Origin of the sequence: Granulicella mallensis MP5ACTX8, from assembly GCF_000178955.2 — a bacterium.
GTDB lineage: Bacteria > Acidobacteriota > Terriglobia > Terriglobales > Acidobacteriaceae > Granulicella > Granulicella mallensis.
The window spans coordinates 4,511,593-4,536,238 of sequence record NC_016631.1 but is presented as its reverse complement, the minus strand read 5'-3'; the positions used below and the strand labels follow the sequence as shown (position 1 = coordinate 4,536,238).

Below are 24,646 nucleotides of genomic sequence, written 5' to 3'. Positions count from 1 at the left end.
TTGTCGTTGTAAAAAGAAAATTATTATCCTCTATCGGGCCTTGGTTTGGCGGCTATTTCTATGCCAAATCTAAGGCCCGATTGGTATCTATGAGTCGGATGTTATTTCAAGCAGTGCTATGGACCTTAAGGAGTTAAATCGATGAAATTTCTGTCGGCCTTCGTTGGGATGAGACTTGTCGCGTTATCGATTTGCATCGTTCCATTTGTGCAGGTAACTGCCAAAGGACAGGAATCCGAGCGATCCACCTCAAAGGTCCAGAAGATGGGACCGGTCGGCCAGGAAGAGGCCAAACCCTCAAAGGCCGCGCCACCTGTTAGCTCCGTAGTGGATCCTGGCGTGATTCCCAGCCGCCAGAACATTACACCTGCCGGGCTGCAGAGTGTCTTTGAGAGCAGGGTGAACGGTGTTGCCTTCGGCGAGAATGGCGATTCTATCTATGCTGCCGTTCTGGGGCAGAAGGGGTCCCATGTTTATCGGATCGATCTGAAGACGAATCGGATGATGAACGTCGTGAGCACCGAGACCGGCTCAGGAATGCAGGGGCTGGCCTATGATCCGACGAGCCATACTCCTTTATTGAGCGGCATATCTGGGGTTGGGAAGGGACAAGGATCCGTCGGTCAACTTGTCGCGCTGAAGGACAAGAGTAGCACGATGATTGCCAATGGGCTGGGTTCGCATCAGATTGGAGCTCTCAGCATCGGACGTTCCAGGAATTCCAACGGACAGCGTTTTGCTGTGGTTGCGCTTACGTTCGACGACGAGGCAGCGGTCATCGATCTTGACACCAAAGAGGTTCACGGCCGTATCAAGACGGGCATCGCGCCTTTTGGAACGGTCGTGAATGCGGATAGCTCCGTTGCTTACGTGAGTAACTGGGGTGGACGCGTTCCGAAGCCGGGTGAGCGCAGTGCTGCTACCGGGCCGGAGGAAAATGCCGATCAGGTGTTGGTCGATGAAAGAGGAGTGGCTTCGAGCGGAACTGTGGCACGTATTGATCTCCTCACCGGGCAGGTGACTGCGACCGTTGCCGTTGGCCTGCACCCATCCGGGCTTGCATGGGATGAAACGCGCAAGAAGCTTTACGTGGCGAATAGCAACTCCGATTCAATTTCGATCGTGGATACAGCTACGAATCGTTTGCAGGAGACGATCTTGTTGCAGCCCTTCAATAAGAAGGTTGCTGGAATATCCCCTGAATCTGTTGCGTTATCGCCGGATCATTCAACGTTGTATGTAGCGTGCGCTGGAATCAATGCAGTGGCTGTGATCGATCTCAAAGCCCAGCATCCCCATGCGACAGGATTTATCCCGACGGGCTGGTATCCGGATGATGTTACGGTGAGCCCGGATGGAAAGTTTATTGCAGTCTCGACGCTCTTAGGAGTCGGTACTGGATGGAACAGTCCAAACCTGTTGGCTCGTGAGAAACGGGATGGTATGAAGCCTGAACTCAATATTCATCGCCGGTATGTCCATGCTGACCGCGGTACGGTCCATATTATTCAAGTCCCCGACAAAGATGAGCTCGGGCGATACTCCATCGCAGTTGCGGAAAATAATCACATGGGACTGCCGAATGAGCTGCTCGCTTCGAATAGCGTTCAGGGAAAGCCGAATCCGGGAGCAATGCCTCGTCCTGTTCCGGTGAGGACAGGCGAACCTTCCACGATCGAGCATGTCGTCTACATCATCAAAGAAAATCGCAGCTACGATCAATATTTCGGCTCTCTGGGCAAAGGTAACGGCGATCCTAGTTTGAATATGTATGGAGATGATGTCATTCCAAATCAGCGGAAACTGGCGCGGGACTTTGTGCTATTGGACAACTTTTATGCCAATGGCGGAAATAGTGCCGACGGGCACCAATGGCTTACTCAGGCCTCTGAGACCGATTACGCCTATTGGCCCGGGTACGACGGGCGCAGCTATCCCAAAAACGGAGATGATCCCCTGGCTTTTGCGGGCTCCGGATTTCTTTGGGACCATCTGGCAGCACACCACAAGACCTTCGCTGATTTCGGCGAATATGTGGGTGAGATGGGTGGAAAGAATGGGGCTCTTCGTGCAAAACTTCTCGGAGAGTATAAGCAGGGAAGTGAATTCATCGGCACATTTACAACGAAGGCTCCAATCGCGCGCCTGAATCAATACCTCGTACCGGACTTTCCATCCTATGGGCTGAAGGTGCCGGATGTTACTCGCGCACGTATCTTCCTGCGCCACCTCAAGACGTGGGAGAACTCTGGCACCATGCCGAACCTCGTGATGATCCAGATGCCTTCCGACCATACGGAAGGAACGACACCGGGGTTTTCTACTCCTAAGGCGTGCCTTGCGGATAACGATCTTGCGGTGGGACAGATCGTGGACGGGATCTCGCATTCGAAGTTCTGGAAGTCGACTCTTATCCTGATCGTCGAGGATGATGCGCAGGACGGTCTGGATCATGTCGATGGGCACCGCACAGTCGCACTCGCCGTTAGTCCCTATACTCAGCGAGGAGCAATCGATTCTACCTTCTACTCACAGGTCAGTATGGTGAAGACCATCGAGTTGATCCTGGGCGTGCCTCCAATGTCATTGTTCGATCTGATTGCGAACGATATGCGGCAGAGCTTCCAGTCAACGCCGGATTTGACCCCCTATCAAGCGATAGAGCCTGTGCAGTCTATCTACGAACTCAATCCGGAGGTGGGCGCACTCAACGGGCAAAGTAAAGCGGACGCGATAGCGTCCGGCAAGATGAATTGGGTGGAACCGGATGACGTTCCTACGGAGCAACTGAATCAGATCTTATGGCGTAATGCGATGGATTCTCAATACCCGTCCTGGAAACGAGGATCAACGATATTTCAGCCTGGGTCGATGGAATAGTGAAGCATGCTGAACTTTTACGGAAGATCAAGGCTGGGAGGAAAGCTCAGCAGCAGATTTACCCAGCGATACGGTAGCCGTGAAGGTGGCAAACTCACGACTACCGTATGTTCCTCCAATAGAGTTCCAGAACTTCTGAGATGAGAAACCAGATCAGAATGGCTTATTGGCGGGAGAAGAGTTGCACCTCAACCAGGGTATCTTTTGGGAAAGTGACCTCATGCCCGCGTGTGAGGAAGCGGAAGTAGATGGATTTAGCGAATGCGTAGCCTCCAAAGCTCGTGGCTACAGCACGATTGTTTGCGGTCAATGCGACGATTCTGGCGATCAAGCCAAATCCATTTGAGGCCACGGTCGTCCGTCCGAGGCCGTTTCCATCGTCATCACGTTGGCTGCCCGCTACTGCAAGAACTCCCAGCAAGAGCGGTGCTACGAAGCGGTTCTTGTCCGGGTTAGCTTTAACGTTGCCTTCTTCATCGACCGTGAGGTTCTGGTTGTTGCTACCTGCGGCTCCCGTCAGCATTCCGTCTACCTTTCGGGGGGATACATTCAAAGCATCGACGCGGCGGAAGTCGAAGCGAAGCTCTCCGTTGCGTCCAAAGCTCCTTGCGGGTTTGCTGTGCAGAATAGAGCCTTCGAGCATGGCTCCTTCCGGCAGGATCAGGTTTTGACTGGAGTCGAAGATGGGCTGTATCACGATAGCCTTGACGGTCGTACCTTTGATCGCTGTACTGGAATCGATCGAGTCCTCCAGGCGCGCAGTTACCTTGAGCCCGTTGAGAGAGGGATTGATCGCCAGCCGGGCTGGGGATTCCGTTGGGAGTGTGATAGTCGCAGGTGCATTGAGGTCCGCAATGAACTGTGTGCCAGCCCAGATGCGTTGCGGATGATAGGGTAACTGGCTGTAGAGCAGTCTGAGGGCACGGTCCTTTTTGCCAGGTGCAAAGATTGCTTCGCGAGTATCGTGGACACGCTGGCTGACCATCGATTTTACTTGCCAGAAGATCGAATGCTTCTTCGACGCCGCATCAAATCTGACGATCTGCGTGTCCCGGATCAGGGCATGTGAGTCGAGCTGGATATCGTAGGAAAGTTGCGGGAGACGCAGGGTGTTGAAGTCAACCACCGGCTCATGGAGAGGAGTTACATCTCCATTGAGCAGGGCCTGCAGTCGGACCTGATGGGCTGCAGGAGTTATGCCTGTTACTACACCACGGACCGAAGCTCCTGCAGGAATGACCAATCGGTCTCCGACGTAGATAGGATCGAGCAGAACCCCTTCCACTTTCGTGCCGGCAGAAAGTTTTGCGGTCCGGTTTACCTTGATATGTAGTGGGACGCCAGTAGCAACCGTGATTTGCTGCATACTGGAGCCGGGCTGCTGACAGGGGGCGGCAAGGGTAACCCCGACCATCGATACGCTAAGCAGCTTCTTGATCATAATGTGTTCCAAAGGCGCGAAGATCCGCAATAGGCCATCTTCAGCATGGCTTTGTTCGGCTAAGCCTATCCTGTGGAACTGAAGCAGAGCTTAAGGCCGGCCGTAGGCACTTCCGCGAAATTCACATAGACAAGCACCGCGGCATCCTATTGCAGCGGGCGCGCTGCATAAATTAGCCTTCGTTTGGGTGTAACTTGTGCGTCGCACGCGCCAATGAGGCTGGCCACCTTCAGGTAGCGTTAAGGAACGTCAGTGAAAATCTACGGATGAGTGAGCGCGTCTGTAACGGTTTATGGCCTATCACAGTCTGCGTTCTTGCGATGAGCGTTTGCCTCGCAATTCCCGTGTGGGGCAAATCGTCTCCGGTAGATATCGTGAACACGATGGTCGCTCGCGAACTCGATGCACAGGCCCACAAGGAGCAATTCGACTACCTTTCGGTGGAGCGTTCCGACCGCACGGGTGGAAGGGCTTGGACAGAACATGTTGTTGAAACCCCGTTAGGGCGCGTGCGGTTCCTCATTGCCGAGGACGGCAAGCCCCTATCTGCCAATCGCGATGCGCAGGAGCGCGGACGTCTCGCCTACGATCTAGCTAATCCCTTAGCCTTTGAGGCCCGGGAGAAAGCGCAGAAGGACGACGAAGCGCATGCGCGACAGATGTTGGAGCTGCTGCCGAAGGCTTTTCTGCTCGAAAACATGCGTGAAGAGGGAAGTGATTGGCGTATCGACTTCCGTCCGTCACCTAACTACTCACCTAGCGGCATTGAGGAAAAGATCCTCTATGGCATGAATGGATATCTCCTGATTAATCGAAGCCAGCTTCGCCTCCACGCGATTGAGGGCAGCATGCCCCGCGATGTCAACATCGGCTTTGGTTTCCTTGCAACGATCCACGCCGGGAGCAGTTTTTCGTCTCTCAAGGCGCCTTTTTATGGCCAGTGGCGAACCGTGCATGTCCTCGGCGACATACGCGGTAAGGCGGCTTTGTTCAAGTCCATTGCGAAAAATCAAGATGTGACGCGCTCTCAGTTCCACCGCCTCTCAGTACCTTTGACACTCGCTCAGGCCGTCGCGCTGGCGGAGCAGCCATCGCTTCCTTGCGGTGGAGCTTTATCAAGTCCAGATTCGTAGCATTCCTCTTTGAGATCGAAGATTAGAGGATCAACGGGTTGCTGCCTTTCATCCAAGCCTAAAAAGGAGGATTGGGTAGCGGATTCGTAGCGCGAAGATTACCTGTTACGTCCGGGACACAGAGCCATCGCCATGCAATGTAACGGCAAACGCCACGACCCCGATAAGGGGAAAACCTCAACAGCAGCGGTCTGCTCATACAAAACGCGCCGGCGAGTTGGGCTGTGGGCTGTTGCTAGCGCGATACAGGTTGTGTGCCAGTAGTGGTTGCGAAGGCTGCCGCTGCTGCGTTTGCGATGGTTACGTCTGTATCTTTATTCAGACCGGCGATGCCGATGGCACCGACGATCTCTTTGCCGGCCATCAACGGAACGCCGCCGCGCAGTGCCATAAAGCCAGAGGTGACGAAAGCGGTGCGGCCTTCGTTTACATTGGTTTCTGTTTCTGCGCTGGGGCGTTGTAGTAAGGCGGAGGTGCGCGCTTTCCCGATGGCGAGATCGGGGCTGCCATCACGGACGCCGTCCATCTTGAGAAGGGCAACCAGTATGCCGCTTCTGTCGACAACAGCAATAGCGCAAGGCGCGTGAAGCTTTTGCGCCGTCTGCTCGGCAGCCTCAATGGCCTGTTTTGCGCCTGCTTCGCTGATCACATTTACGGTGACAATGGGATCGGCCGCGCGAACCTTTCCGGCGATAGAGAATTCAAGAAGGAAGAAGCAGAAAGAGTATGCAAGCTTTTTTAGAGTAAAGACCATTGATCGAGACTAGCTGAGGTGGCTTAAGTGGATGTGAAGTCTCTGATTACGATGAAGCAACGCTACGACTGATTTTGAACGCAGTGCGTTCGCTGGCATCTGCGGATCTGTCCATGCGTAGAACATGATCGCTACGCGGTTCTGCTTCAACACCCGATACGCCTTTGGGGCGTCGACCCCGCTTGCGAAGTCGAGACGACTTTGCGATCTCATCAGAAATATCGTATCTATTGCAACTTCAGCGTTCTTCGAAGCATGGCGCAGTGCGGTTTTTCAGCCTGTCGGGCACATCGTGTTTCGTGAAAAATCTGCAAACAATGATTGCCATCCTCGTTTGCGGCGAGGTAGAGTGGTTTCGCATTAAAAAATGCTTTTTCACTTCTGAAAATATCGAGATTCTTTCTGAGGGAATTAGTTCCCCGAATGAATACGGTTACACGCGCATTTCTCATGGAAATGCGCGCAGATGAAGGGGAAAAACAGACATCCTCACGAGGTGAACTTTATGCTGACGATACTCCTCTGCAAATTCCGCATATGCCATGAAAGATCGGCAATGCGGTTTTTCTTCACACTGATTTTCGCCGCTCTGCTCCCTCTGTCCATTACTGCCGCCGCCCAGATGAATGGCGTAGGCGCAAAACCATACCTCGGCTGGAGCACGTTCAGCGAGCAGACGATTGTAGCCTCCAGCACGGTGATGAATGAGCAGAACATCACCGCGCAGTCGGACGCGATGAAGAAAAGCGGCCTTACCGACCGTGGTTTTGTCTACATCAACCTCGATGCTGGCTGGTCCTCCGGCAACGGCACGGACGATCAATACGGCAGGCCTCACTGGAACTCAATCGCCTTTCCTGACTTCCTGGGTCTGATCCGTCACATCCACGACAACGGTCAGAAGGTTGGCATCTACATCAACCCCGGTATCGCCAGCGACGACGTCAACAACAACACACCCATCTTCGGCACGGCCTACCAAGCAAAAGACATCGTCGCGATGCCCATCACATGCGGCAACGCCTTCTGCGATACCGACAAGATTGACTTCACCAAGCCGGGCGCTCAGGAGTACATCAACTCCATCGTCGACCAGTTTGCCTCCTGGGGCGTCGACTTCATCAAGATGGATGGCGTTACCCCGGGGTCCGACAACGACACCCTCAGCATCAACAACATTCCCGATGTGCACGCGATGAACGTGGCTATCGCCCAGAGCGGTCGCCCGATCTGGTTCACGATCTCCTGGGCTCTCGATGAGGACTACATCACCGATTGGCAGCAGAACGCCAATGCCCGTCGCATCGAAAACGATATCGAGTGCGAAGGGGACTGCCCCTTCCTCACCGAGTGGCAGCGCGTTCAGCTTCGTTTCTATGACCTCATCGGATGGGAGCGCACCGCGGGTCGCTCGCTGGGCTGGAACGACCTGGATGCCCTTGAGGTCGGCAACGGCGCAACCGATGGCCTCACCAACACCGAGCAGAAGACAGCCATGACCTTCTGGGCGATGGCCAACACACCCTTCTTCCTCGGTGGCGATCTGACCAAGCTGACAGACTACGGAAAAAAACTCCTCACCAATGACGAGGTGCTCGCTGTCAATCAGTCCGGTCATCCCGCTGTCCAGGTTACCGGTGGTTTTACGCCGGTATGGGTCTCCGATCTTGGCAACGGATCCTATTACGTCGCGCTCTTCAACCTCAACGCCTTCCCCTCGGAGGTAACTGTCGACTGGAAAGATCTCGGCTTTTCCGGAGCATTTGACGTGCGCGATCTCTGGGACCACCGGGATCTTGGACCTACCTATCAATCCTTCTCCGATGTGCTGCCCGGACACGGAGCGCGCCTGCTGAAGGTGATGGCTGCAACCGGACATCCTGCCGTGTCTTCATCGCAAATCTTGGGAGCTGAGACAGCTACGATTTATGGCGGGACCCAGCTTAACCAATGCTCCACCTGTGCCAGCGGCTACAAGTTGACCGATCTCGGTATTGGAGCCTCGAATTACGCCATCTTCAACGTGAAAGTGAAGGTGGCAGGAGTGTACCGGATGGAAGTCGACTCGATGACCAACGGCACTCGCTCCTTCATCGTCAACGTCAACGGCGATCCGGCGATCACCCTTAACCTCAGCGGCGGAAGCTCTAACCTTCCCTTTCCCACCACCATTCCCGTCCGTCTGAAAGCGGGGATGAACAGCATCGAGTTCGGAAATCCGGCAAGCTATCCCCCTGACCTTGACCGCATCCTTATCAGCGGAGATGGCCATGAGCCTTTTCCGGCTTCCACCACCTATGAAGGCGAACTCGCGACGTTGAGCGGTAGCGCCACCCAGTCCTATTGCGGCAATTGTTCTGGAGTCTCCACGGCAGGCAATATCGGCGACGGAGCCCAGAACACCGTGACCTTCACCAATGTAACGGTGCCGGTGGCAGGCACCTATCAGATGGAGGTCGACTACCGCACCAGCGGCCCTCGTTCGTTCTTCATCACCGTCAACGACAATCCTGCTCAGGAACTCGACCTGAACGGCTACACCTTCAGCACGCCAACCAGCACGGTGATTCCGGTGCAACTGAACGCGGGAACCAACCAGATCCAGTTCGGCAATCCAAGCAACTTCGCGCCTGATCTCGATTCCATCAACATTGCACCCACAATTCACTGAAGCTATCAACTATCTGGCCTTCCATCTTGCAAAGATGGAAGGCCGGATTTTCGCAGATGCTCCAAGCTCCATCTTTCGATGGATAGCCCATCACGACCGGCCGGGAACCTCGGTACGGTTCAGGGTGACGACGAAAAAAGCTCGGACAGAGTCTGTCCACTTCAAAGACCTTGAACGGGTTGGATTCTACCCCGCTTGTTACGACGTAGCTAAAGCTGTGCCCTTAGCGAAACTATTCCTTGTCTGTACTATTTCTTGTCTGTCCAGCGTGGATGACTTTCCCTTGAACAACCATCCACATAGGACCGAATAAGAGGCTAAATTTAGCCGCCCTCTGGGAGCACATTCTTAATCAGGCTGTGGACCATCCTTTTTTGCGCTTAGGCAACAGAAAGATGTACTTTACGCAACGCGCAATCCGGAGGTAGGTTGCGGGCGTTAGCGAGATAACTTATGCAGGATTGCCCTAGGCTTTCGGCCAACCAGCTACAATCCGACCCTCAATCTCCGTGTTATCTAATCAAGGCGAAAGCGTTCAAGAAAATACAAATGATTTCTCTTGTAATTACTTTTTGCGAATGATAACTATGCACACAGTTACCGGAGATCGATAGCAATCCAAAATGATGGCATAAGTGGACTGCGTGCCTCTAAAAAGCAAGCAGGTCTGCTTATTCTGATTCTCGAACGTAATGATGTGTCAAAAACCTCATAGACGGGCTAAGGAGATAGCATGAAATTTGAAGTACGTTCCATCATTCAGATCGCAGTCGTTGCAAGTCTTGTGAGCGTCGCCGGGCTTCCATCCGTGCTTGCCGCTCAGACCGCTGACCAGGTAGAAGCTCAGGCGCATGAGTCCTGGAGCGGGACCATGCACCACCTCAGCGCACCCGGAAATGGTTGTTTTCATGCCTCGTATCCGAGCACTCAGTGGCAGGCGATCGAATGCTCCGAAGCGCCAGGCTATCGCTCTGCACTGCCAAAGCCCACAAAGAGAGAGCAAACAGTTGGTAATGGCTCTGATTATGTCGTTCAAGCACCATCAGGGAGTCTGCTCAGCTCAGCACTCGGCAGCTTTCCAACGGTGACGGACGTGAAAACTGAAAAGAGTGTCGGTGTTGCTGCATTTGGGGGTGGTGGCATTCTTGGATCGAATGAATATACGCTGCAGGTTAATACGAACTTCTATCCTCACTCTGCAGCTTGTGCCGGCTTCTCGGGTTGCTTCGCCTGGCAGCAGTATGTGATGTCGACGAACACTCCGGTATCACTTACTAGCAATCGTCTGACCGGCAAAACAGAAGTATTTATAGAATACTGGCTTATCAATTATGGCTCCAGGAGTGGCTCCAATGTTTGCCCTAGCGGATTCATCGATGGTGGTGCCGATGAAACAGGGCCGGGCGAAGACTGCGTCCAAAATACCCCGGCTGTAGTGATTGCTAATGGACAATTACCGATTACCGATCTCGCAGAGCTGACACTCTCGGGTTCAGCTACGAAAAATGGAACGGATAAAGCCACGGTCACTTTTGGGACCGAGGCGTTTACGGCAACTGTCAACGATAGCCTTACGGATATTGCGAGCGGTTGGACCCAGGCGGAGTTCAATGTATTAGGCAACGCCGGTGGATCGGAAGCGCAATTCAACTCCGGTGCGTCACTTTCGGTGAAAGTGGCGGTGACCGATGGGTCGACAACTGCGCCGACATGCGTATCGCCATCTGCGGAGGACGGTACGACTGGCGAAACCAATAATCTAAAGCTCGGCACATGTACCGCAACCGGTGGATCAGCGCCTTCTATTCTGTTTACAGAGTAGAACTCATCGGCTCCGAGTAACTCAGGGTGCCGAAGTGGAAACCCTTCGGCACCCATTTATTCTGAGCGTAAATAAGAGGTGACTCCGGCGAGTGGACCACTTCTTATCTTCTCGCTCCAACAAGGTGGGGAGAGGAAGCACCATGAAGAAGCAATCTGTATTAGGAATACTGACAACAGTCTTTGCCTTCGCCGTTCTTTTTATGGGGACAGCACGGAGTGCCTCTGCGCAGCAGATATGCGGCAACAATAGCTCGGGACCGCTCGGCAACGTCAACCAGTACATCTTTGGCGGCGACCAGTGGAATGCAGCCTTCTCCAGCACGAATCAGTGCGAAACGATTACGAACTCGACGGCTACGCCTCCGAACGGCCCGAGCATGGTCTATTCTGGCAGCGCGTTCAACGACACCACGGGCACTCCCGCTGATTACCCGGATTTCCTTTATGGATGTTTTCATGGCGCATGCTCGCAGAACACGCAGCTGCCGATCCAGGTTTCGGCGCTCTCCAATTGGTCCATCACCAGCGGCGAGACGGTAGTGGAACCTTCGGGAGACAACAATGACGTGGCCTACGACATCTGGTTCAACACCGGTACGACTGCGCCTTCCAACCAGAACACGACCGGGACTGAACTGATGATCTGGGTACAGCACAATGGCGGCGCGGGGCCCATCGGCTGCTGCTCCCCGGTGGCGACGATCACCACCGGCGGGCACACCTGGTCTGTGTATACGGGGCTTAACACAGGCAACTGCAATTGCTCCGGACCCGTGGGAGCCCAGGTCATCAGCTTTGTGAACAATGATGGTGACGGGCCAACCAACGGCACGACATACAGCCTCAATCTGGTCCCCTTCTTCGAGGAAGCGTTGGCCCTGGGACAGATCCAGTCCTCGTGGTATCTGACCACCATCGAATTTGGCACAGAGATATGGGTTGGCGGTCCAGGAATACAGGTCAATAACTTCTGGGTCAATGTCGCTGCGGGAAGCAGCGGCGGCAGCACGATCACTACCGGTACCCCGTACAACATCATCAATCAGAACAGCGGCTCCTGCGTGGACGCTACGAACTCCGGCACCGCGAATGGAACAACGGTGCAGCAGTGGGCCTGCGGTAGTGGTACTTTCAGTACCCAACCCAACCAGCAGTGGGAGTTCGAGCCGGCTGGCAATGGCGATTATTACGTCGAGAACGTCAATGCACCGAGCGAAACCTGGAATGTGGTCAATAGTGGCACCACCAGTGGCAGCCTGATGCAGTTGTGGACCTATGCCGGAAATCCTAACGAGGTGTGGAAGGCTGTCTCGATGGGCAATGGGTACTATGAGTTTGTTGGCGAGGGCAGCGGTCTTTGCCTGGATACTCCAGCTGCCTCGACCGCCAATGGCGTACAACTACAGATCTACACCTGCAATGGAACGGGAGCTCAATTGTTCAAACTTGTCGCGCCTTAGAGGCTCAAGGGTTTCCGCTGAATATTCTCCCGCTTCGAGAAGCTCGACGTTCTCTTCCTCGGCTTCCTCCACTTCGCTCTTATCGTCGAAGCGCTCAGATGGCGTGAACACGCCCTAGTGAAAAAGCAAGGACACCCGTGCTTGACTGGTGTCCTTGCTTTCTTTGTTTCGGTATTGGGTGACGCGTGACAGACACGCTTCGCGCCGTTTAGAGCTGTTTCCCCTTTACTATGACCGGGGGCCTGCACCGCATCGCTCTTCACTCGACGTCTGTTTCCTATCCGGTTATTCTTCTGCAGAGCCTGTTGCGCCCGGTTTTCTACGCTGAGTCGCTACAGAGTCCCGCAGCCATAGATCGCTCTACCTACTCCAGACCTTCGCCGCTCCAGAGGCCATACCATGCGCCGTCCGCTTCTCGCCGCTTTTGTGACACTTGCCGTCTCCGTCAGCTTCGCACCCACTTCTACGCAGGCCCAAACCCAGGCGGAACCCCTATCCCCAGCGGCCCTCAAGCCCTTCCTTAAAGAAGACGCTCACCTTCTCGTCCTCGATCACGTCCGCGTCATCGATGGCACTGGCGCCGCGCCAGTAGAAGATCAGCGCATCGACATCGCTGATGGCAAGATCCTCCGTGTCCAGAGCGCCGCGCTCAAAGTCTCTTACCCGCCCAACGCGAAGGTCCTCGATCTCACTGGCAAGACCGTCATCCCCGGCCTCGTTGGCATGCATGAACACCTCTTCTACACCTCGCCCGAAGGCAGCCACACCGGTGTCTTCCTCCTCGGCGAGATGGCCGACAGCGCTCCACGGCTCTACCTCGCCAGCGGCATCACCACCGCCCGCACCGCCGGTAGCATCGAGCCCTATACCGATCTCTCCCTCAAAAAGAAGATTGACTCCGGCCTCACCCCTGGGCCCAAACTCCGCATCACCAGCCCCTATCTCGGCGGGCTGCTCAGCCGCATCCCGCAGCTCCACACCCTCACCGGCCCCGAAGATGCCGGCCGTACCGTCGACTACTGGGCCGACGAAGGCGTCACTTCTTTCAAGGCCTACATGGACATCACCCCCGACGAGCTCAAGGTCTCCATCGAGCACGCCCACGCGCGCGGCCTCAAACTCACCGGCCATCTCTGCTCTGTCGGCTTCCGCGAAGCCGCCGCGCTTGGCATCGACAACCTCGAGCACGGGATTATCGTCGACACCGAATTTTTCCCGGGCAAACAGCCCGGCATCTGTCCCTCCACCGGCACGTCTGAAGACTTTGCCAAAAATGTCGACATTGAAGGCGCGCCCGTTCAGGCGATGATCCACGACCTCGTCGCCCGCCACGTCGCAGTCACCTCGACTCTCGCCGTCTTCGAGATCTCTGTTCCGAATCGCCCGTCTCTGCGTCAGGAAGCCCGCGCCCAGAGTGCGCTTACGCCGCAGGGTTGGACCACCTACCTTGCCACACGTAGCGCCATCGCCGAGCGCAACAGTCCTCTCGCCGCCGCGGCTCTTCAGAAAGAGATGCAATTCGAGCGTGACTTCGTCAAAGCCGGAGGCCTGCTCATGGCCGGCTGCGATCCCACCTCCTTTGGCGGCGTTCTCCCCGGCTACGGCGACCAGCGCGAGCTCGAGCTCCTTGTCGAAGCTGGTTTCTCGCCGCTCGAAGCCATCCACATCGCCACCCAGAACGGTGCTGCCTTCCTCGGCGAAGACGCTACGATCGGCACGATCGCGCAGGGCAAAGCTGCCGACCTCGTCGTCCTCTCCGGCAACCCTGCCGTCGATATCAACGACATCGAAAAAGTTGACACGGTCTTTAAAGACGGACTCGGCTACGATCCCTTGAAACTTACGCAGTCTATTCAAGGTCTGGTGGGTCTTCGTTAGGCTGGATCGATAGAAGCCTTTGTCCTGCCGGACGGGCGCCCTGCGCGGGCGGCGGTCACTTCGTGACGTGTGGAGCGGCTTCGCCGTGGTCCTTCCGTTGGTTGGAACGAGGACTCTCTTCGACGAAGTGACCAGTTCGTGATACCCCTACCCTATGCACATCGCTGGCTCCTGGATACTGCTCCTCTTCATCGCCGCCGCCTCAGCCGCCATCCTGCTCGTGCTCCATCTCACGCGGCTCGGCCACTTCATCCACCAGAAGATCCCCGACCGGCCGCATCGCCGTCTCTTCCTCGCCTCCATCAGCTTCTTCATCACGTTCCTCGCCGTCCGCCTGCTGGTCGCCTCTATCACCCACCACATCGGACCCTTCGGCTATGTCGAGATGGGCGGTCATCACATTCACCACCTTGTCTGGGGAATCCTCCTGCTCCTCATCTCCGGCTATTTCACCCTCGCCGAAGCCGGCACCGGCGACACCCCTGTCTCGATTCTGGTCAGCCGCCTGCTAGCTCTGAGCTACGGCATCGGCGCCGCTCTTACGCTCGACGAGTTCGCCCTCTGGCTCAACCTCGACGCCCTCGCCTACTGGTCACGCGAGGGACGCGAGAGCATCGACGCCGTCGTCCTCTTCGGAGCTCTGCTCGCCATCGGTACATGGGGCGCACCCCTCTTCCAGCGCTTCGAGCACCGCACCCCAAAGGCGCCCTCTAAGAGCTGATGCGGCGGCTTCAATCTTTGCGGAGAATCTCGCCGTTCTTCATGACGAAGGTTGGGTGGGTGAGGACAGTGATGTCGGTGAGTGGATTGCCGGTGACTGCAATGATATCGGCGTAGAAGCCGGGCTTGAGCTGGCCGATGGTGTCGGACCAGCGCAGCAGCTTCGCACCGTTGATGAGGCCGGAGCGTAGGGTCTCCGTGGGGCTCATGCCATATTTCACCATCAGTACGTACTCGCGGGCCTGCGTGCCATGAGGGAAGGGGCCGACGTCGCTGCCGATGGCGAAGGGAACGCCGGCGGCCATCTGTTTCTTAAACTGCTCGGCGTGGAAGTCGAGCACCTGTTGGTCCTTCTCGCCGTCACCGGGACGGCGTGGGTGCTGGGCGAAGGCTTCCATCACAGCGAAGGTGGGCACGGCGTAGATCTGCTTGTCGCGCATGAGCTTCATAGTGGAGGGCAGAAGAAAGTAAGCGTGGTCGATGCTGGAGACACCGGCCTCGGCGGCATAGGTTGCACCAGGCTCCCCGGTGCAGTGGACGCCGACGACAGAGCCGGTGCGGTCGGCTTCGGTGACGGCGGCGGCGAGCTGCGCTTCGTTGTATTGATAGGGCGTGGTGAAGGCGCCTTCTACCAGATGGTCATGGCCGGTCTCGTAGATTTTGGTGAAGTCCGCGCCTTCCTTACGCTGTTCGCGCATCGTGGCGAGGATCTCGTCGGCGGTGTTGGCAATGTCGGCGTTGGAGAGGACATGCTGGGCGGGGTTGTAACCGATGGCGTCTTCGTGGCCGCCGAGGATATCGATGGCGTTGCAGGAGACTCTCATGCGCGGACCGGGGATGAGACCGTCGTTGATCGCGTTGCGCACGGCGACGTCGGCACACTTGGCTCCTTCGGTACCCATGTCGCGCTCCGCGGTGAAGCCGGCCATGACGTCGGCTTTGGCTGCTGCTGCGGCTTCAAGCGTGCGTTGCGGGACGGACTCCTCGACGGTCTGGAGGTCTTCGGCGCCGGGGTGCAGGAAGAGATGGACGTGCGCGTCGATGAGGCCGGGCATCAGCGTGGCGTCGCCGAGATCGATGACAGTAGCGCCGTTGGGATGCGAGACGTGCTCGCCGGCCTCGCGGATGTGGTTGCCGACGATGAGTACCTCGCCGGGGGAGTCGACCTTACCGGCGGCGACGTCGAGGATGCGAGCCGCGTGCAGAACGGTCGCGGCGGGCGCGGGCTGCTGGGCCGGCTGTTGTGCAGTGACAAGGAGCGGAAAGAGAATCGACGCTGCGGCAAGAATAAGAGATCTCATCTTGATTGCGAGGATAAAGCATGAGAACTCGTCAGCGACGAAGATTTACTCTTTGTGACCCGATGCAGCCTAAGAGGAACTCTTCTATGTGCTTCCCGAAGGCGCTCTCTTACTCATTCGGATGATAGGTCCGCTCCGTGTGTCCTTTTAATTGCTCCGGGTAGAAGTAAATTTCGCGCAGATTGCCTGCGGCATATCGTTCAGCCTCGTCATCAAAATGGCTCGACTTCGGATCGCCGCTCTCGCCGCCGGCCGTTACGGCCTTTGCCCGCACCTTGTCTCCGAACTCTACAACTGCGACAAAGCTATTACCGCTCGTGCCATACCACCGCTTCGTTCCCGGATACTGCCGCGCGCCAAACGACGCCAGCGATCCCCAGAGCGATGATGCAAACGGCACCGGGATGCTCGACCCGGCATCGCTGAAGGGTTGCACGATGTCTCCAGTAAGACGCTGAAAGCGGTTGATCTGCCCCCAGGGTGTACGCCACGTTCCAAAGTCCGCCGCCAGATTGTCCGAAGCTTGCGCCAAAGCGGTAAGCAGAGCTTCCGCCGGGACTCTTGTCGCCACCCAATCCTCGCTGGGGACTAGCGCCTCGTGCGCCGGGCGGCCCACGGTCTTCATCATCTCTGTACCCCAATACACAGCGATCGAGGTCGCCATTGAATCCGCGCTCCAGCGATCGTCCCATCCACGCAAGAGTGCGATCTGCCCAGCCAGACGCGTCTTCAGCGAAGCATCAGCCGGTAGCGCGTCGTACGCCGCGACCAGCGCGGGTACTGTCCGGGCAAACCACGGCAGATACGGGTCGTACGCCGCACGCATCAACCCATCCATTGAGAGATCCCGCCGCGGAGTACCGTCCGGAGCCAGCACCCGTGTCGCATGCAGGCCGCGTGCCGACTCGATTCCTTGCTCTACGTACGCTGGATAATCCGCCTTGCGCAGCGAACTCGCGCCCGCGCCGTTCCAGGGCGAATCGTTCACGTTGAAAAGATACCCGCTCTTCGGATTCAGCAGATGCGGTGCCTGGTCCACCGTCATCAGCCCCTTCCAGTTCGTCGCTGGATCGCTCCCGTCCACCGGCCTGGTGTAATCGAACCGCGTGTCGCGCAGGGGGATGAAGTTGCCGTGCCAGTATGCGATATCGCCATCGGCGTCAGCAAAGACTGTGTTGTTCGAGGCGTTCGCCTGGAGTTCTATTGTCTTTTTATATTCGGCATAGTTTCGCGCCTTCGTGCGCAGATAACTCTGCTCCAGCGCGGCCACAGGAATATTCATGAGCTGGATCGTTACGAACTTATCGGCGTCCTTCCGGATCACTGGTCCATGCAGGGTGTACAGCGCCGTAAATGTCCGCGAGGCAAGGCCGTGAGGTGTCTTGTACTGGAGCGTGATCTGCTTCTTGGTGAACGGCCGGAGGGTGCCGTCATACAGATAGCTCAGCGTATCGCCATTCCTGACCACCTTCTCCAGATACTCATCCACTGCGTCCACATTGCTGGAGGTATGCATCCATCCCGCGCGGTCGTTGAATCCCTGGTAGACGAAGAACTGGCCCCACGTCACCGCCCCATACGCATCCAGTCCCTCATCGCTCGCCATCTGCAGCTCGCTGCGAAAAAAGAAGGAAGTATGGGGATTGATCAGCAAGAGCGCATGGTGATCTACCGTATTACCGGGAGCAATGGCGAACCCATTCGACCCGCTCGGCTCCGGCATGAACCAGTCCGGTTCAGCCGCAAGCGGCTTTATCTGGACCGCGCCAACATCCGTGGTATGTATGCTGGGCGGTGCGTAGAACGCCTTCAGCGCCTTCAAATCGACTTGTTCGATATTTCCACCGATGCTGCCTTCCGTAAACGACAGCGCCATCCAAGGCTCAAGCCGTGTCAACACCTTCGGCTTCTTGTCCGGATGTTGCGAAAGATAGAAGTTGATTCCATCTGCCCATGCATCCATCAGCTGTTTAAGCCACTCCGGGCTCGTGGCATAGTCGTGTCTCAGCTCTTCAGGATCCAAAAACAGTCGCTGCCGCAGGTCCTGCCAGATTGCGTCTTCGCCCTGTGCCTCGGCCGTGCGCCCAAGCGAAGTGAGGTAATTCGTCTCGACACGGTTAAAGTCGTCCTCGCATTGCGCATAGATCATCCCGAAGACCGCATCTGCATCGGTTTTTCCATGCACATGCGCGATACCCCAGTCGTCGCGCACAATCGTTACCCGTGCCGCCTCGGCCTTCCATCGGGCTTGATCCGCGGCCGTCTGTTCCTGCGCCGCAAGCAGTCCACCACCCCACATCAATACACCCGCGAGTAACAGTCCTCTCCGCAATCTTCCCCTCCAATAAGTCTCGTGACTCGACAGTATCCATCACTAAACTAGCAGCCGCAGGGGTCGGGTGCGACGTCATGATGCGTGGCAGAGGAGGCAGGGTCTGTTTCACCTCTTGAGCCATTGTGAAATACTGTTTTGCATCGATCCGGATGCTTTCGGAGGGCGAACCATGGCAATCGATGAGCAGGAGAACGAGCCGAAAACGTCTTTGGGCCGACTGACACGCCGGTCATTTCTGTCTCATGTTGGAGCGGCAACGGCAGCTACCGCAATAGCGCCTCTTGCGTCCTCTTCCGCGTCAGCGGAAGGTGCTCCAACTGAAGCCGCATCGACAAAGATTCCCGGCACAGTCCCCATTACGCTTCGGGTGAATGGACAGTCTCATGCTGTGCAGATCGATCCGCGAGCGACGCTGCTGGACACGCTGCGCGAGACCCTACATCTGACTGGAACCAAGAAAGGCTGCGACCATGGCCAGTGCGGTGCATGTACCGTCCATCTGAACGAGCGCAGAATCAATAGCTGCCTGGCGCTCGCCGTGATGCAGCAGAACGCCGAGATCATAACGATTGAAGGTATCGGCGGACTGGAAACTCTGCACCCGATGCAGGACGCTTTTGTGGAGCACGACGGTTTTCAATGCGGTTACTGCACCTCGGGACAGATCATGTCTGCTGTCGCCATGGTTAAAGAGCCCTGGGGGAAGACAGACGCAGACGTGCGAGAGGCGATGAGCGGCAACATATGCCGTTGTGGCGCTTACCCCAACATCGTTGCTGCCGTGCAGGCAGTTCGGCGCATGTCCTAGAGGAGGGTTATCGGCTATGGAACTCTTTCAGCTTGTCACCGCCAAGACGATTCCCGACGCCGTCAAGGCACAGGCCCAGTCGGCGACCGCCCAGAACGGAGCAGATGTCCGCTTTATTGCGGGTGGAACAAATCTCGTGGACTACATGAAGTTGAATGTAGAGCGCCCACGTCAGCTTGTAGACATCAATGGTCTTCCGCTCGACAAGATAGAACGAACTTCGGAGGGCGGCCTGAAGATTGGCGCTCTTGCGCGGAATGCCGATGTGGCGCAGGACGCGACTGTGAAGGAACAGTACGCCGTCCTGTCCCAGGCTCTTCTCGCAGGCGCATCGCCACAGTTGCGAAACATGGCGACGACTGCTGGCAATCTCCTGCAAAAGACGCGTTGTGTGTATTACCGGGACACTGCATCGGCCTGCAACAAACGTCAGCCTGGTTCGGGTTGTTCTGCGATCGGTGGCTACAACCGCATGTTGGCAATCCTTGGCACCAGTGAGCACTGCATTGCTACAAATCCTTCCGACCAGAATATTGCTCTGATGGCCCTCGAAGCGGTCGTGCACATCGAAGGCAAAAACGGGCGACGCGCTGTGCCTATCTCGGAGTTCTATCTTCTTCCCGGATCGACACCAGAGCGTGAGACGGTTTTGCAGCCGGGGGATCTGGTCACCCACATCACATTGTCCAAACCAGTCGTTGGCGCAAAGAGCGGTTATCTGAAGTTGCGTGACCGTGCGTCCTATGAGTTCGCGCTTGCTTCAGCAGCGATCGTGATGAAAAAGGATGGAGATCGCATTAGCTATGTTCGCGTGGCAATGGGTGGCGTAGGCACCAGACCCTGGCGTGCCCTGGAAGCGGAAAAGGTGCTTATGGGCAAAGCTGCAACCGAGGCGAATTTCCGCGCGGCAGCCGAAGCGGCGCTGCATGGTGCCAGGCCGCAGAGTCAGAACGGATTCAAAGTGGAGCTTGCCAAGCGCTGCCTGGTGCACACCATGGGGCAGGTTAGCCAGATCGCATAGGAGGCGGAACGATGGATCAAATCACCGAGTCGAAGATTATCGGGGTTGCAACTCGCCGCGTAGACGGTCCGTTGAAGGTGAGCGGCGCGGCGATGTATGCCTCCGACCACCACTTTCCGGGCCTTCTTTATGCCTGGCCGGTCTGTGCCACCATTGCAAAGGGTTCTATTGCAAACCTTGATAGCGCCCAGGCGGAGAAGATGACGGGAGTCGTCGCCGTCTACCATCGTGCCAACATAGGCAAGCTCTATCGCGTGCCCCCGGCGGCAGGCATGTCTTTGATCCTCGACGAAAAACGTCCTCCGTTCGAAGATGACGAGATTCGTTACTACGGCCAATATGTAGCGGTCGTGGTGGCAAACACCGTCGAGCAGGCGCGAGCTGCCGCCGAGAGCGTAAAGGTCACCTACAACCGGGATAAACCCGATGCAAACAGCAAGCTATTAGGTTCACCGCTCACAACTGACAAGCCAGAGGAGAAGAGCAAACGCGGGGACACCGCTACGGCGTTGAAGAGTGCGAAGGTCAAAGTAGACGAGGTCTATACGACCCCCGTCGAGACACACAATCCAATCGAGCTCCATGCGTCTGTTGCTGTCTACGACGGCCAGAAGTTCACTCTTTATGAGACCTCGCAGGCTGTCGTTAACCATCGTGATGTGCTTGCGCAGATGCTGGGTGTTCCTCCGGAGCAAGTACAGGTCATCACGCGGTTTCTTGGTTCCGGGTTCGGAGGCAAACTCTGGCCCTGGCCTCAGAGCGCTTTGGCCGCCGCGTGTGCACGCAACTTGAACCGTCCCGTCAAGCTCGTTGTGAGCAGGCAGATGATGTTTCAGAGCGTCGGCCATCGGCCCGCTATCGAGCAGCACATTCAGTTAGCGGCAGAACCCGATGGAAGGCTGACGGCGGTGCAACAGGATTACGTCAACCATACCTCGATGCTGGATGACTACGATGAAGGTTGCGGCGAGATTACGCCGTTCATCTACAGCACTCAAAATTTGCTCGTAACGGGCGGATTGGCGCGCCGAAACGTTGGCAATCCGACGGCGATGCGCGGACCTGGCGCAGTCCCTGGACTGTTTGCATTGGAGTCCGCGATGGACGAGTTAGCCGTCAGCCTGAAGATGGATCCTGTCCAGTTCAGGCTTAAAAACGAACCGGAGATGGATGAGAGTCTGAATATTCCATTTTCCTCGCGGCATATGAAGGAGTGTCTGACGGTCGGTGCTGAAAAGTTTGGCTGGGCCAACCGCACACCGCAGATCGGCTCTATGAAAAAGGACGGGGTTACTCTCGGATGGGGAGTTGCTGCTTGTTCCTGGCTTGCAGCGCGTTCGGAGACCCAGGCGAGCGTAGAGCTGCGACAGGATGGCTCTGCACGTGTCGCGTGTGGCACGCAGGATATTGGAGGCGGCACTTATACGGTTCTGGCTCAGATTGTGAGTCACGAGACCGGCATCCCCGTCAGCAAGATTAACGTCGTACTTGGAGATTCAGCGCTTCCTTCCGGCCCGATCTCCGGAGGCTCCTGGGTGACAGCTTCCGTGACACCCGCAGTGCTCGAAGCTGCACAGAAGGCAAGTCAGTCTTTATTGCTCGTGGCCGCTAAGTCGGACGGATCTCCCTTCAAAGGGAAGAAGCCCGAAGATCTAGAGCTTGCTGACGGCATGGTGCGCCTGAAAGGACAGGCGCAGGGCGCGGTTCCGATGGCAGAGGTCCTGCAAATAGCCAAGATCAACTCCGTTTCTGGCCAGGGTAAATCGGAGGGGACCCTCGAAGACTCGAAGCCCAAGTACTCCTTTCATTCCTACGGAGCACAGTTTGTAGAGATTGGTTGGCAACCAGAGATCGCACGTCTTCGTATCAACCGGGTCGTCACTGTCATTGATGCTGGACGCATCATGAATCCTCGGCCGGCGCGGAACCAGATTGAAGGCGCAGTGGTGATGGGTATCGGTATGGCTCTGTTCGAAGAGACGATGTACGACAGTCGTTCCGGTGCTCCCATCAACAACAATCTTGCCGATTATGTGATGGCGGTCAATGCAGATACACCGCAGATCGATGTTACTTTCCTGGACTATCCGGACTACAACCTGAATGCTCTTGGTGTCCGCGGAGTGGGTGAGATTGGACTGGCCGGTATTGCAGCGGCGATTCCCAGTGCGGTCTATCATGCGACTGGAGTTCGTGTTCGCAATCTGCCGGTACGAATCGAAGATCTGCTTTCGATGCCAAAGACCAGCATCGCCTGATCGGGACGGTATCCCCGGCAGTCTGATACGTAGTCAGAGGTCGATTACATGCGGTCACCGGATTGGATGTCCCATTCTCCGGCAAACCAGGGGCTAGCAGGGTTGAGGAGCGCATGGTGGTCAGGCTCCCGCAAAGCTGTCGTCTCCAATGCTCGTCCAAGTCGCTCCCAATCGGTGACCATTACCGTGAGATAGCCAGGTTTTCTTTTGAAACCCATTGCCTCGCATTGCGCTGCGATGGCTGCATCGGTCGAAAAGGTGAAGAGTTTGCGTCCCTTTGACAGGGCAGCGGCGCGAAGCTCGTTCAAGAGCTGCAACGCGGATGTTTGTGAGGGTGCCCACCAGGCCAGGATTCTATCGGTCGTTGGATTCCTATCGATAACGGCGAAGGCTCCTGATGCGTTGCGAACGGTTTCTACGCTTCCGGGACGATCGATGAACTGTCCTTTCCAGTCTTCAAGGCTGGAGTAGGCGAAGCGGCATTTTCCCTCGTGACCTTTCGCCCACAGCGCGACGGCCTCGGAAAGCTCCGCATCCTTTAGGATTACAAGCCCCGGAGCAGCTTGATCTTCAGGCCGGGAATCATCGAGATCGGTAAATAAATAGGAAGTCGGAACGGGCGTCGCTCCCGCCTTCAGGAGTTGCCTGCAGCTCGGATTGTCCTCTGTCACGAAAGCCAACAGCAAAGCTCCTCCGCGCTCCCGCGTAATCGCCACCGACCGCTCGATGATGCGTGCGAAGCATCCACGGCCACGGGCAGCGGGCAGCGTCCACGATCCCGTCATGATGCCTGCCCGGACCCTGCTGCCGTTAGGCAACACGATGCTACGGTAGCTAACGGCCGAACCCGCCAGTAGTTCGTTCTCTTCGCGGAGCACCATCAGATCCGGCATGGGATCAGGAGCCAGTTCACGTCGAAAGGCCCACTGAGCCATCTGCCTATCGCCCCAGCCGGGGAAACAGGCGTTCAGACAGCGGAGATATTCGGAGTCGAGGTCAGGAGGATTGATTTCTACACGCATACCGGTAGCTCGCTAGTTCTTCGTTCGTTGACGCAGGCCGTAATTTCCGCCATCGATGTCCACCAGAGGCGGTTGCCGTATCGACGGTCCAGTTCTGTAAACACGAGGTCGAGATAGTTGCGATAGAGATCGTCCATGCCGTCAAGCATGATGTGGCCGTAGGTGTTCTTGATGATGTGAGCCTTGATGGCCACAAGGCCGTTGTTTTCGATGATCTCGAAGGCTCGTTCGATGGGTGAGGTGGCCTGAAAATTACTGCTGAAGTGTAAAAGCTGGCCGCCCTGGAGCGATTCAGGGTAGAGCCATTCCGGATGGATCAGCGAGACGCCTTGCACGCCACTCATGGCCGTAACCGCGCCGGATGCGATGGGCGTACGGATATCACGGGTAGGTGCGACAAATTGCAGGCCCTGGGCCAGCATGGCAGAGCCGAGGTCGTCGTTGTAGGCCCAGGCGGGTGGGCACATTCCGGGAGAGAAGGGAAGACCCGCTTCGCGGAAAATGGAGATCATTTCGGAGAGCATCACATCGCATTCGGCGCGGTCTTTGCCGAGGAATTCCATGGGAATCTGTTTGCCCTTACGGATGTGGTGGAGACCGTGCAGGGAAACATCCGTACGTGGAAGGCTTTTGAGATAGGCAACGAATTCGGGATGGCGACTGAGACGCATCTCGCCCAGGGGACGAACCTTCGTGAGGTAGACGGAGTCTCGCAGAATAGGAATTTGGGCCAGCAGAGGGCGTGTGACATGCGGAGCAAGCTCCCGCCAGTCGGCAGTAACGAAGAATGTGGCGCGGAGCTGAGGGTGGCGCTCCAGAAGCCATTGGATGTGGCCTAGAGCACCTTTCTCCAGGTCGCCGCCTGCTTCGTAAGCATCGCTGCTTTTGCCCGGGTGGATGTCGTCGATAGTGAAACAGATAGCCGCCTGTTTCTCTGCGGGCAGCCACTGCGGTATCTCCACTCACGCCTCCCGGATTCTTCGTCTTACCGTTTCGACGTGCCTAGACACATTCACCATACCAAAAGGGATTGCTGTGCGTGGCCAGGCACCTTCTGGATGCGAAGCAAAAACGATGCAACGTTTTCTGAAATCGCCTGAAACCTCCACATTTATTCACTATTGTGAAATTTTGGCAATG

16 protein-coding genes and 1 pseudogene are annotated in these 24,646 nt (G+C 56.5%); 11 read left to right on the top strand and 6 right to left on the bottom strand.

Translation table 11 applies throughout. The features are described 5' to 3' along the window. Positions 1–141: 141 nt before the first annotated feature. Positions 142–2,880, top strand: a complete 2,739-nt coding sequence (locus tag ACIX8_RS17715) for a bifunctional YncE family protein/alkaline phosphatase family protein (RefSeq protein WP_014266751.1) — start codon at positions 142–144, stop codon at positions 2,878–2,880. A gap of 163 nt (positions 2,881–3,043) precedes the next feature. Here the strand turns inward: ACIX8_RS17715 and ACIX8_RS17710 are convergent, their stop codons facing one another. Beyond that, positions 3,044–4,321: a hypothetical protein gene (locus ACIX8_RS17710; RefSeq protein WP_014266750.1), complete on the bottom strand. Its 1,278-nt coding sequence runs from the start codon at positions 4,319–4,321 to the stop codon at positions 3,044–3,046. A 320-nt stretch (positions 4,322–4,641) separates the two neighbouring features. Here ACIX8_RS17710 and ACIX8_RS17705 point away from each other — a divergent pair, with 320 nt between their 5' ends. Beyond that, entirely contained in the window at positions 4,642–5,454 is an 813-nt protein-coding gene (locus ACIX8_RS17705) for a hypothetical protein (protein WP_150110653.1), read from the top strand. Positions 5,455–5,689: 235 nt separating this feature from the next. Here the strand turns inward: ACIX8_RS17705 and ACIX8_RS17700 are convergent, their stop codons facing one another. Further along, positions 5,690–6,208, bottom strand: coding sequence for a GlcG/HbpS family heme-binding protein (locus tag ACIX8_RS17700; RefSeq protein ID WP_014266748.1), 519 nt, complete (start codon positions 6,206–6,208; stop codon positions 5,690–5,692). A gap of 556 nt (positions 6,209–6,764) precedes the next feature. Between ACIX8_RS17700 and ACIX8_RS17695 the strand changes: the two genes are divergently transcribed. The 6 genes and pseudogenes from ACIX8_RS17695 (at position 6,765) to ACIX8_RS17675 (ending at position 14,762) form a co-directional block, all read left to right on the top strand. Next, the gene (locus ACIX8_RS17695) at positions 6,765–8,879 is read left to right on the top strand and encodes a CBM35 domain-containing protein (protein ID WP_190273690.1); all 2,115 of its coding nucleotides are present in this window, start codon (positions 6,765–6,767) and stop codon (positions 8,877–8,879) included. A gap of 733 nt (positions 8,880–9,612) precedes the next feature. Further along, positions 9,613–10,701: a hypothetical protein gene (locus ACIX8_RS17690; RefSeq protein WP_014266746.1), complete on the top strand. Its 1,089-nt coding sequence runs from the start codon at positions 9,613–9,615 to the stop codon at positions 10,699–10,701. A gap of 142 nt (positions 10,702–10,843) precedes the next feature. Next, positions 10,844–12,163, top strand: coding sequence for an RICIN domain-containing protein (locus ACIX8_RS17685; RefSeq protein ID WP_014266745.1), 1,320 nt, complete (start codon positions 10,844–10,846; stop codon positions 12,161–12,163). Further along, positions 12,164–12,262: pseudogene (locus ACIX8_RS25690) on the top strand (IS5-like element ISCARN85 family transposase); the annotation flags it as partial. A gap of 300 nt (positions 12,263–12,562) precedes the next feature. After that, positions 12,563–14,041 (top strand): amidohydrolase family protein, encoded by a 1,479-nt coding sequence (locus ACIX8_RS17680; protein ID WP_014266744.1) that lies wholly within the window; start codon positions 12,563–12,565, stop codon positions 14,039–14,041. 154 nt (positions 14,042–14,195) lie between these two features. Next, positions 14,196–14,762 carry a hypothetical protein gene (locus tag ACIX8_RS17675; RefSeq protein WP_014266743.1) on the top strand — a complete coding sequence of 189 codons (567 nt, stop codon included), beginning with the start codon at positions 14,196–14,198 and terminating at the stop codon, positions 14,760–14,762. Between the two features lie 10 nt (positions 14,763–14,772). Here the strand turns inward: ACIX8_RS17675 and ACIX8_RS17670 are convergent, their stop codons facing one another. Next, complete coding sequence (locus tag ACIX8_RS17670; protein WP_014266742.1) at positions 14,773–16,062, bottom strand: metal-dependent hydrolase family protein; 1,290 nt, start codon at positions 16,060–16,062, stop codon at positions 14,773–14,775. Between the two features lie 109 nt (positions 16,063–16,171). Then, on the bottom strand, positions 16,172–18,394 hold the full coding sequence (locus ACIX8_RS17665; protein ID WP_014266741.1) for a penicillin acylase family protein: 2,223 nt from the start codon (positions 18,392–18,394) through the stop codon (positions 16,172–16,174). Positions 18,395–18,566: 172 nt separating this feature from the next. Between ACIX8_RS17665 and ACIX8_RS17660 the strand changes: the two genes are divergently transcribed. Genes ACIX8_RS17660 through ACIX8_RS17650 form a run of 3 tightly spaced genes read left to right on the top strand, consistent with a single transcriptional unit; the run spans position 18,567 to position 22,484 of the window. Further along, positions 18,567–19,205 carry a (2Fe-2S)-binding protein gene (locus ACIX8_RS17660; protein ID WP_014266740.1) on the top strand — a complete coding sequence of 213 codons (639 nt, stop codon included), beginning with the start codon at positions 18,567–18,569 and terminating at the stop codon, positions 19,203–19,205. A gap of 16 nt (positions 19,206–19,221) precedes the next feature. After that, on the top strand, positions 19,222–20,226 hold the full coding sequence (locus ACIX8_RS17655; protein WP_014266739.1) for an FAD binding domain-containing protein: 1,005 nt from the start codon (positions 19,222–19,224) through the stop codon (positions 20,224–20,226). 11 nt (positions 20,227–20,237) lie between these two features. After that, entirely contained in the window at positions 20,238–22,484 is a 2,247-nt protein-coding gene (locus ACIX8_RS17650; RefSeq protein WP_014266738.1) for a xanthine dehydrogenase family protein molybdopterin-binding subunit, read from the top strand. Between the two features lie 44 nt (positions 22,485–22,528). Here the strand turns inward: ACIX8_RS17650 and ACIX8_RS17645 are convergent, their stop codons facing one another. Continuing rightward, positions 22,529–23,506: a GNAT family N-acetyltransferase gene (locus ACIX8_RS17645; protein ID WP_014266737.1), complete on the bottom strand. Its 978-nt coding sequence runs from the start codon at positions 23,504–23,506 to the stop codon at positions 22,529–22,531. Beyond that, positions 23,497–24,468 (bottom strand): polysaccharide deacetylase family protein, encoded by a 972-nt coding sequence (locus ACIX8_RS17640; protein WP_014266736.1) that lies wholly within the window; start codon positions 24,466–24,468, stop codon positions 23,497–23,499. The genes ACIX8_RS17645 and ACIX8_RS17640 overlap by 10 nt, the downstream gene beginning before the upstream one ends. Between the last annotated feature and the right edge of the window lie 178 nt (positions 24,469–24,646).